We start from the raw sequence: 1,719 nt of genomic DNA, 5'->3' as shown, positions 1-1,719 counted from the left end.
TCGACACCCGCAGCGTCACCCTGAACTACACCCGCATCGCCTCGCCGATTGACGGTCGCGTGGGGCACAGCAGCTTCCACGTGGGTAGCCTGGTCAACCCGGCGAGCGGCGTTTTGGTGGAGGTGGTCCAGCTCGATCCGATCCGCATCGCCTTTGCGCTGGAAGAGGGGGCGTTTGCGACCAAAGCCGGACAGCATGCGGATATCAGCGCCATGAAGCAGGCCTGGCAGGCGTTAATTGACAGCAACGGCCAGCGCGTCAGCGGCGAGCTGACGTCGGTGGACAATCGCATCGACCCGCGCACCGCCAGCGTGATGCTGCGCGCCGAGTTTGCCAATCCGCGCCATCAGCTCCTGCCCGGCGGCAACGTAAACGTGACCCTGCGACCGGCAAGCGAGCAGCCGGTGCTGACCCTGTCTGCCGCCGCGGTCCAGCAGAACGGCGACGGGTTCTTTGCCTGGGTGGTTAACGCCGACGGCAACGCCGAAATGCGCCCGCTGAAGGTCGCCGGACAGATTGGCCAGCAGTTCCAGATTTCATCCGGCGTGAAGCCCGGTGAGCGAGCGATTACTGACGGCGCGCATCGCGTGCAGCCCGGCGCTGCCGTCCAGATACTGAATTAAGGAGCCATCATGCTGACGTTTTTCATCAAACGCCCGCGCTTCGCGATGGTGATTGCGCTGGTCATCACCCTGCTGGGGGCCATTGCGCTGAAGATTATCCCGGTGGAGCAGTATCCGCAGATCACGCCGCCGGTGGTGAACGTCTCTGCCAGTTGGCCGGGTGCCAGCTCCGCTGACGTGGCGGAGGCCATCGCCACGCCGCTGGAGACGCAGCTGAACGGCGTGGATCATATGCTCTACATGGAGTCCACCAGTTCGGACGAAGGCACGTACAGCCTGAACATCACCTTTGCGGCGGGCACCGATCCGGACCTCGCCGCCATCGACGTGCAGAACCGCGTGGCGCAGGCCGTGGCGCAGCTGCCCACCGAGGCGCAGCAAAACGGCGTGCAGGTGCGCAAGCGGGCCACCAACCTGATGATGGGGGTAAGTCTTTACTCACCGAATAACACCCACACGCCGCTGTTCGTCAGCAACTACGCCAGCACCCAGGTGCGCGAGGCGCTGTCGCGTCTGCCCGGCGTGGGGCAGGTGCAGATGTTTGGCGCGCGCGACTACAGCATGCGCATCTGGCTGCGCCCGGACCGTATGAGCGCTCTGAACGTCACCACCGACGACGTGGCGCAGGCGCTGCGCGAGCAGAACGTGCAGGGCGCGGCGGGTCAGGTGGGCACGCCGCCGGTGTTTAACGGCCAGCAGCAGACCCTGACCATCAACGGGCTGGGGCGCTTAAGCCAGGCCGACGAGTTTGCCGACATCATCATCCGCGCGGGGGAGATGGGCCAGCTGGTGCGCCTGAAGGACGTCGCCACCATCGAGCTCGGCTCGCGCAGCTACAGCTCCGGCGCGCAGCTGAACGGGCACGATTCCGCCTACCTCGGTATCTACCCGACGCCGTCCGCCAACGCCCTGCGCGTGGCCGACGCGGTGCGCGCGGAGCTGGAGCGACTCTCGACGCGCTTCCCGGACGACCTGGTCTACGAGGTGAAATTCGACACCACCTCCTTTGTCGCCGCCACCATTAAAGAGATCGGCGTCTCGCTGGCGCTCACCATGCTGGCGGTTGTGGTGGTCGTTTCCCTGTTTCTGCAAAGCT

Annotated in this window: 2 protein-coding genes; both read left to right on the top strand. The window is 65.4% G+C overall.

The window, feature by feature from the left end:
* Nucleotides 1–623 (top strand): efflux RND transporter periplasmic adaptor subunit (locus tag DOU50_RS00330; RefSeq protein ID WP_148768471.1); only part of this gene is annotated, 623 nt, incomplete at its 5' end.
* Nucleotides 624–632: 9 nt separating this feature from the next.
* On the top strand, nt 633–1,719 hold a 1,087-nt coding region (locus DOU50_RS00325; RefSeq protein ID WP_148768470.1), incomplete at its 3' end, for an efflux RND transporter permease subunit.

Origin of the sequence: Enterobacter sp. C6 (genome assembly GCF_008122455.1) — a bacterium.
Lineage (GTDB): Bacteria > Pseudomonadota > Gammaproteobacteria > Enterobacterales > Enterobacteriaceae > Enterobacter > Enterobacter pseudoroggenkampii.
Note: the sequence above shows the minus strand (reverse complement) of the source record. Positions and strands in the feature narration are given on the sequence as shown.